Source organism: uncultured Wocania sp. (genome assembly GCF_964021735.1).
In the GTDB taxonomy this organism is placed as follows: domain Bacteria; phylum Bacteroidota; class Bacteroidia; order Flavobacteriales; family Flavobacteriaceae; genus Wocania_A.
In genome coordinates this window covers 1-7,871 of the sequence record NZ_CAXIBN010000143.1, presented here as the reverse complement: position 1 = coordinate 7,871, position 7,871 = coordinate 1, and the positions used below count along the sequence as shown (strand labels likewise).

Sequence of the window (7,871 nt, the reverse complement as noted above, 5' to 3'; positions counted from 1 at the left end):
GTAAATATAATTAATTTTTCTTACAGAAATATTAAAAAATAAGTGAAGCTTAAATGCGTTTACTCAGCCAATCTTTAAGCTCAAAAAAATTCTGCGGTGCAACACCGTGTCCTACAGGGAATTCAGAATACACATACTTAATGTTGAGCGCATTTAAAAAAGGTGAAGTTTGTCGCGCCCAATCTACAGGGATAACTTGATCGACACTACCGTGTGAACAGTAAAAATCTAAATGAGAGTAATCTTTTTGTTTAATAGCTTTTGGTAGAATATCTTGGTTAATATAACCACTTAATGCTATAACATTTTTTACTTTTTCGGGGTAAGTTAGTGCAACAGCATAGCTTAAAATGCTACCTTGGCTAAATCCTAAAAGCGACACATTGTTTTTGTTTACAGGATAATTGTTTATGACTTCGTCAATAAAATTTGCAATTAATTCCAGAGATTCTTTAGCTTGCTCGTTATCGTTCCATTTGCCTTTATCGGCATCAAAGTTAATAGCATACCACGCATTGCCATAAGGTTGTAATGGATAAGGAGCTTTTACAGAGATAATAAAAAGTTCTTCTGGTAATTCGTTAGCGAACGAAAACAAATCGTTTTCATCACTACCATAACCGTGCATCATAATTAATAATGGTGCTTGTTCTGTTAAAGTAGATTCTCGAATGATATGTTGTAAGGAAAGTTGTGTGTTAATCATCTATCGACCTAAATTTGAAAATATTTTTTGATAAAAAGCACCAACAAGCGGTATTTCTAAAGCTTTTCCACCTACAGCATTTATAAATGCATAAATAAAAAGTATCCCGAAAAATGCCCAAAAACCTAAAGTGGCAAACCAACTATTTACAGCACTAACAACCCATGCCAGTACAAAATAGGTTAGCCATAAGCCTAGCGATTGTCTAACATGAAAACTAGTAAAAACATTTTTTTTATCGTTATTCATAAAATACGCAATAATAGTTCCTATAATAGTTAAATAACTTATTATGGCTAAACCTTTGCCTTCTTCAATATCTTGCTGTGTCATGATTATGAGTTTAAAGAAACCTTATTGTTCGAAATAATACCATAAACTTTTCCTTTTAAAGTTTCATTTTCAAAAATGGCATTTTTAGATTTCGAAATAATATCCTTTTTGGTGAATGTATATTTCGAATCTGGATTAAAAAGTGTAATGTCCAGTGTGTTACCAATATTTATGGAAGTGTTTTCTAATCCGAATCTCGATTTTCCTTTGGTTAAAATCTCAATTGTTTTTTTAGTTGTAAAAATGTTTTGTAAAGCTCCAAAAGCAGATTCAAGCCCGATAGTGCCGTAATCGGCATGATCGAATTCTATCTTTTTTTGTTCAATGTCTATAGGGTTGTGGTCGCTTGTAACCATATCAATTGTGCCATCTTTAATGCCTTCAATTAGTGCCTCAACATCATGCTGGGTTCTTAGTGGTGGTAATACTTTAAAGTGTGTGTTAAAATCATTTAAAGTGTCATCAGTAAAATACAGATTATGAATAGCGACACTACAACTCACATCTAATTTCTTTTTTTTAGCAGCTCTAATTAAATCTACCGATTTTGCTGTTGAAATGGTTGGAATATGTAGTTTTCCGCCTGTGTATTCTAACAAAAATAAATCGCGTGCTATTTGTAATTCTTCAGCTAAAGCAGGATTTCCTTTTAAGCCTAAAGTGGTACTTGTTATGTTTTCATTCATAACACCGTGTCCAGAAATTTTATTTTCTTGCGGAAACGAGCACACTAAACCATCAAAATTACTTGCATATTGCAGCGCAATTTTCATAAGGTTTGGATTAGAGATTGATTTTTTATAGTCGTAAAAAGCTACCGAACCTGCGCTTTTCATATCAAACAATTCAGCTAAATCTTCACCTTTACTATTCACTGTAAGCGCACCAATGGGCAATAAAGTTACAGCGTTGTTTGCTGATTTTGAGTTTACAAATGTAATATCAGAATTCGAATCTATTACAGGATTTGTGTTGGCATGCATTGCTACTGCTGTAAAGCCAGACGCAGCTGCGGTTTTAAGTCCGTTCGTAATCGTTTCGCGTTCTTCAAAACCAGGTTCTCCAAAACACACGCTACTATCAAACCAACCTTGAGATATATGCAAGTTGTCTAATGTAATCTCTTGATAATTTTTTGGGTTTTTTAAGTGGTTTCCAATTTTTGAAATCACACCTTTTTCAATTAATATATCTTGAGTTGTGTTATGAAACTCGCTTTTGGAATCAATAATTGTAGCAGACTTTATAAGTATGTTCATTTAAAATATTTTAAGATGAGCATTTCAATAAGCAATAATGCTAGTGCAAAAATAACAAACCATTTCCACAGCGCATTAATTTTTGAGTTACTTTTTAAAGTATCGAAAATTTCTGTAATAGAATTGCTTACAGTTGCACCCTCTAAATTTGAAAGATTGCTGTAAACTAAATCGCTTTCATTTCTATTATAATTATAGCTAACATTTATAATAGTTTTAGCTTTATTTTTTATAGAGTATATGCCAGCAATCAATGGGTTTTCAGACGTGTTAATGACAACTTTATTATTGAAGTATTGCTGTTTCGGAATCATATTTATATCATCACTTACCAGAGATAAAATATCATCTTGTTGCAATTGGGTATCAACATCAAAACTGTTTTCTTCACCAATAGTGTAATACAATTGAGGGATTTTAAAGCTGAGTTTCGCAATAATATAAAGCGTGGGAACAATTAAAGGCGAATTTTTAAAATTCGAATTAGTGCTATTTAAAGCGGTAGTGAATATGAAGGTATTTTGACTTTGATACAAAAACGCTTTGCCATCTTCAAAACTCAAAACTTTTGAAGCCACATTTGAAGTCACATTGTAAAAGCTATTTGCTTTTGGATATTGAAAATTGCGTACTTGTTTTTCAAACACGCCATTGCTATATAAAGGATGCGAATAGTTAATGGTGGTAATGCGCTTTTCGTTTGTTATTAAATTATTAAAAGAAGTGGCGTGGTTTAAAAGAAGTGTGTTATAAGACGGTTTTTCGATGTCTTTGGATGGAATAACAACTAATGAGCCACCTTGATTTGTAAATGCATTTATAGCAGAAATTAATGCATTAGGAATGGTGTTTAATTCGTTTAAAATAATAAGATGTTGGCTATCTAAAAGATTGTAGTTTAATTGATTGGCTGGAGTAGAGGTGTAATTAAATTCAGAGCTATTGTAAATACGTTTTAAAAACGAATCGTCTGCTTCATTTATGGCAAGTACGTTAATTTTAGAGCTATCGTTTATATTAAAAAACAAGCTGTTGTCGAACTGTAAATGTGTATCGTTAATAGTTAGTTTTCCATTAATAATTTCATTTACAGGAAGTATGAATGTTGTTCTTGCTTCATCATTAATTTCAACCGAAGTTTTAGCAATTAAATTATCATTATTAAATAAAGATACTGGTATATTTTCAATGCTATTTCCACTTTGTTTTAACTGTACCGTAAGTTCGATTTGGGTTGGCGACGTGTTAGAAATATAAGCACTATCAACAGAAATGTTGTTTGAGTTTATAGGTGATAATTTAACAAAATGTAAATTGTTTAGAGAATCTTTTCTTATGTTTATTTTGTTATTATTATTCTGAAAATCAGATATTAAAACTATATTTTTTAAAGTATTAGTTTTATTTTTAAAAAACGCCTTACTTTTTAGTAATATAGCTTCGGTGGTTAAATTACTCGCAGAATAATCGAGTTGAAGCAAATCATTTTTTATAGCTTTAATGGTTGTGTTTTTATAAACTGTGTTGTTTGTAAACAACGAGATGTTTTCGTTCTCTGGCACATTGTTTATAAGATCTTGAACGGCGCGTTTTAAAAGTTCGCCATGATTACCTTTAGCTTGCATACTAAAAGAATTATCTAAATAAATAATAGTTTCTTTTTTAGTATTTAAAGCATCAATTTTAGAAGTAAATGGTTGAGCAAAAGCAAAAACAATGGCAGCCAATAATAATAATCTGGTACAAAGGATTAGCCATTTTTTTATTTGTGAACTTTTACGTGTTTTAAGTGTCGCTTCTTTTAAAAAAGCCACATTTGTAAAGGCTACTTTTTTAAATTTTCTGAGTTGAAATAAGTGAACAATTATTGGAATAAGCAGTAAGAATAATGCGTAAAGAAGTTCGGGGTGTTTAAACTGCATTCCTTTTTAGATTTGTCAAACCTACATAATTTTTTTAATAAAAGTAAAATAGAAAAGAATAAAATATTTTTTTTGTTTATAGTTTTTTAAGATACAACTTTCGCCATTTAATTAAGATGCCACCGCCACTATGTATTTGTAACGCAATGCTTCCTTTGCCAGCGCCAATTTTTTCATCATCAATAGTAACCATTTGCACACCATTTAACCACGAGGTTATTTTACCGTCAATAGCTCTTATTTTTAATTTATTCCATTTTCCAGATTTTAAAACAGATTCTTTTTCTGGAACAGGCTTAATTAACCAACCACGACCGTAAGATTCGTAAATACCACCAGTGTGTAAATTTGGAGGAGCAACTTCTACTTGCCAACCACTAACTTTAGTACCTTCAATAGTTGAGCGAATAAAAACACCACTATTTCCGTTATCTGTTTCTTGTTTGAATTGCATAGTTAATTCAAAATTTTTATAATGTTCTTCAGTAGCTAAATAGCCATATTCTTTATCAGGACCACTTTCAGATATTAATAATCCATCTTCAACATACCATTTTTCTGTGCCGTAAATAGTCCAACCGCTAAGGTCTTTTCCGTTAAAGAGTGATGTTTTTTTTTGAGCTGTTGCTTGATTAGAAAAGAATAGCGAAAAAAGGAGTAAGACTAAGATTGATTTTAGATTCATTATAATGATTTTTTAAGCAAGTGAATATAATAATTTGTTAGCAAAAAAAGAAATAATCATTCTTATTAGCCATGTGTATTGATTTTAAATAGGAATGTATTTCTTTTTGAGCATCTTTATTGGCTACGGTAATAATACTTTGTGGATTTTTAATAGTTTTTAAGTGACTAAAAGGTTGCAAAATTTTTCCGTAGATATCTCGCCCAATTTTTTTGTGGTTATCGCAAATCCAATCAAACGCAATATCTTTTTTAATTAATTTTTTTGCAATAATTTTCCCTTTATTACCAGCACCCCAAACCACAAGTTTTTTATTTGGGGTATAATCTAACTCTAAAAAATAGTTAAGCTTTAAATCTATAAAATGATTTTCGGCGTAATGCACATGAGTTCTTGAGGCTCGTGAACTGTAATCGCGCCAATTATGTATTATTTCAGCACAAGGAATGCATTTATAATGGTGTTTGTAAAATCTAAAAGCTAAATCGTAATCTTCAGGATAGGTGTTTGGGTTAAAAGCATTACATGCAATTAAATCGCTTCTGTAAACCATCCAACAAGGTGATGGAATAACACACTCTTTATAAATTTCAGAATAATTACTGCCTGTTTTTGTTAGCTTGTTTAACCAAGTTTCGTAATTTTTATAACCGTCTTTTATGCCATCTTCAGAAAAATAATTAACCAATCCAATGGCAACATGCCGTTTTCCATGTGTTAAAAGGTTGTTTGCTAATGTTTCTAATTTGTTTGGTTGCATGACATCATCGCTATCCATTCTGGTTATCAATTCGCCTTCGCTGTTATTAAAAGCGAGTTTCAATGCATCAATAATACCGCTACCCGAATTCTTTAAAAGCTTAATTCTACTATCTTTTTTAGCAAATGTTTCAACAATGTTATAGCTAGAATCAGTAGAGGAATCATCAATAATTAATAATTCCCAATGGGTGTAAGTTTGTTTTAAAATGGAATTTATGCAGGGTTCTAAAAAAGCTCCAGTATTCTTAAAAGGTGTTAGTATACTTATTAGGGGATTTTGCATGTTGCGAAAATAAGAATAATTCAGCTTTTTTAACAGAATCTTAAGAATGGACATCGTAACATAATAGTATTTTCGGCGTGAATAAACTGAACATATAATTATATAAATGAAAAATAGAATACTAACTGCATTATTTGCAGGAATCTTATTAGCTAGTTGTAGCTCTACAAAAAATACGACTAACGATTTAGCAACTAGTTTACCAATTGAAACTTCAATACATTTAGATAAAGTTGTAAACGATAAAGCGCCTGTTACTATTAATCCAGGACGTTTTACTGTAGAAACTGTAACATACCGATTGCCAAAAGTAGTACAAGGCACTTATTCTGTAAGTGATTTTGGAAGTTATATTGATGATTTTAAAGCCTTTGATTATAAAGGAAATGAAATGGTAGTTACTAAAACTGATGCCAATTCCTGGACGATTAATAATGCCAAACAATTAGATAAAATTACTTATTTAGTTAATGATACTTTTGATATTGAAGCTGAAGGTGGTATTGGGAAAGAAACCCCTTTTTCACCATCTGGAACAAATATAGAACCCGAAAATTATGTATTGAATTTACATGGCTTTATTGGGTATTTTGATTCACTAAAAAATAATCAATATAAATTGGATGTAACCGCTTCAACAGGGTTGTCCCGAACTTCAGCTTTACAAAATATGGGTTCTAAATTAAGTGAAGATGGCAAAAACATAACTACAAGTTATTTTGCACCACGATATTTTGATATTACCGATAACCCAATGATGTATGGTAATATGGATGTTGAAGAGTTTGTAGTTGGCGATATTAAAATTGTTTTAAGTGTGTATTCTCCAAACAAAGTGCATTCGGCTAAGTCGTTAAAAGAAACGATATACAAGATGATGAAAGCACAAAAAGGGTATTTAGGAGATATTAATACTACACCACGTTACGATATTTACTTGTATTTATCTGATGGTGAAGAAACCTCTCCAAAAGGTTTTGGAGCATTGGAGCATCATACATCAACTGTGGCTGTTATGCCAGAAGCTATGCCTAAAGACGCTCTTGAAGAAAGTATGATTGATTTAGTGTCTCATGAGTTTTTTCATATTGTTACGCCGTTAAATGTGCATTCTGAAGATATACATTATTTCGATTATAATAATCCAACATTTTCAAAACATTTATGGATGTACGAAGGTGTTACTGAATATTTTGCATCGTTGTTTCAAATTAGTGAAGGTTTAATTGATGAGACTTCTTTTTACAATAAAATGATGGATAAAATTCAAATGGCTTCTCAAATGAATGATGCTATGAGTTTTACTATAATGAGCGAAAATGTTTTAAAAGCCCCATATAAAGATCAATATTTAAACGTGTACCAAAAAGGTGCTTTAATTGGTATGTGTATAGATATTTTAATGAGAGAAGAAAGTAAAGGTAACAGAGGTGTTTTATCTTTAATGAAAGAGTTATCGAACAAATACGGAAAAAATAAACCATTTGAAGATGATAAATTGATTGATGAAATTGTAGCGATGACTTACCCTTCATTGCAATCATTTTTTAATGATCATGTTATAGGCGATATTCCAATTAATTACAATACATTTTTAGAAAAAGTAGGATTAGAAATTGGTGAAGGCAAAGTAGAAACCAATTATATATTAATGAATGGCGTACCAATAGTTAGTGGCGACGGACAAACAGGCACCATCTTTTTCACAGATATGGTTTTAGAAAACAGTTTTTGGGCAGACAACGGTGCAAAACCAAACGATATTATAAAATCTATTAACGGAACAGCGGTTACTTTGCAAAGTGCAAATACTGTTTTGCAAGATGTATTTTCTTGGAAACCAGGAAAAGATATTGAAGTGGTGCTAAACAGAGCAGGAGAAGAGGTTGTTATAAAAACAAAAACGACTAAAACTTATACC

At 31.2% G+C, this 7,871-nt stretch carries 7 protein-coding genes; 1 reads left to right on the top strand and 6 read right to left on the bottom strand.

The window, feature by feature from the left end; genetic code table 11:
* Positions 1–49: 49 nt before the first annotated feature.
* From AADI82_RS11800 to AADI82_RS11775, 6 genes are all read right to left on the bottom strand, one after another.
* Positions 50–706, bottom strand: coding sequence for an alpha/beta hydrolase-fold protein (locus tag AADI82_RS11800; RefSeq protein ID WP_341216632.1), 657 nt, complete (start codon positions 704–706; stop codon positions 50–52).
* A complete protein-coding gene (locus AADI82_RS11795) occupies positions 707–1,039 on the bottom strand; it encodes a membrane protein (RefSeq protein WP_034040234.1) in 333 nt (110 codons plus the stop codon). It abuts the gene before it with no gap.
* 2 nt (positions 1,040–1,041) lie between these two features.
* Positions 1,042–2,298 (bottom strand): dihydroorotase, encoded by a 1,257-nt coding sequence (locus AADI82_RS11790; RefSeq protein ID WP_341216631.1) that lies wholly within the window; start codon positions 2,296–2,298, stop codon positions 1,042–1,044.
* Positions 2,295–4,220, bottom strand: coding sequence for a BatA domain-containing protein (locus AADI82_RS11785; protein WP_341216630.1), 1,926 nt, complete (start codon positions 4,218–4,220; stop codon positions 2,295–2,297). The genes AADI82_RS11790 and AADI82_RS11785 overlap by 4 nt, the downstream gene beginning before the upstream one ends.
* 76 nt (positions 4,221–4,296) lie before the next feature.
* Positions 4,297–4,905 (bottom strand): DUF1080 domain-containing protein, encoded by a 609-nt coding sequence (locus AADI82_RS11780; protein WP_341216629.1) that lies wholly within the window; start codon positions 4,903–4,905, stop codon positions 4,297–4,299.
* A gap of 37 nt (positions 4,906–4,942) precedes the next feature.
* Positions 4,943–5,950 (bottom strand): glycosyltransferase family 2 protein, encoded by a 1,008-nt coding sequence (locus AADI82_RS11775; protein ID WP_341216628.1) that lies wholly within the window; start codon positions 5,948–5,950, stop codon positions 4,943–4,945.
* A gap of 106 nt (positions 5,951–6,056) precedes the next feature.
* Here AADI82_RS11775 and AADI82_RS11770 point away from each other — a divergent pair.
* On the top strand, positions 6,057–7,871 hold a 1,815-nt coding region (locus AADI82_RS11770; protein WP_341216627.1), incomplete at its 3' end, for a peptidase M61.

Coding starts and splice junctions, on each gene's coding strand:
- AADI82_RS11785 (WP_341216630.1), bottom strand. CDS start 4,220: ATGCAGTTTAAACACCCCGAACTTCTTTACGCATTATTCTTACTGCTT.
- AADI82_RS11790 (WP_341216631.1), bottom strand. CDS start 2,298: ATGAACATACTTATAAAGTCTGCTACAATTATTGATTCCAAAAGCGAG.
- AADI82_RS11795 (WP_034040234.1), bottom strand. CDS start 1,039: ATGACACAGCAAGATATTGAAGAAGGCAAAGGTTTAGCCATAATAAGT.
- AADI82_RS11775 (WP_341216628.1), bottom strand. CDS start 5,950: ATGCAAAATCCCCTAATAAGTATACTAACACCTTTTAAGAATACTGGA.
- AADI82_RS11780 (WP_341216629.1), bottom strand. CDS start 4,905: ATGAATCTAAAATCAATCTTAGTCTTACTCCTTTTTTCGCTATTCTTT.
- AADI82_RS11800 (WP_341216632.1), bottom strand. CDS start 706: ATGATTAACACACAACTTTCCTTACAACATATCATTCGAGAATCTACT.